The organism is Veillonella sp. ZSJB6 (assembly GCF_051549505.1).
In the GTDB taxonomy this organism is placed as follows: Bacteria; Bacillota; Negativicutes; order Veillonellales; family Veillonellaceae; genus Veillonella.
The window spans coordinates 1-262 of the sequence record NZ_JBPUGE010000082.1; the positions used below are offsets into that span (position 1 = coordinate 1).

General features: G+C 32.4%; 1 protein-coding gene. It reads right to left on the minus strand.

Going from position 1 to position 262, the window contains the following annotated elements; genetic code table 11:
- The coding region (locus ACSV5T_RS09975) for an AIPR family protein (RefSeq protein WP_438321018.1) at positions 1 to 252 on the minus strand (252 nt) is incomplete at its 3' end.
- Between the last annotated feature and the right edge of the window lie 10 nt (positions 253 to 262).

Below are 262 nucleotides of genomic sequence, written 5' to 3' on the forward strand. Positions count from 1 at the left end.
CTCAGCAAAATTTGAGAAACTATACTGAGCGCCTTTTGAAACAATGTCAGGTTTCTGCATCCAGGCATTCTCACATTTCGCTAAAAGAGTTTTATCAATTTTTTTATCCCGTGGATTAATTTTTTCGAACTTACGTTTTTCAGAATTAGTTAAATATGATTGTTCGTTCAAATATTCTCCTCTTACACGTTCATAGAACCACTTGGTTCTATTTTGTGAATTTGAAGGAATCCAAGTTTTTTCAGAGTACAATTTAAACTCT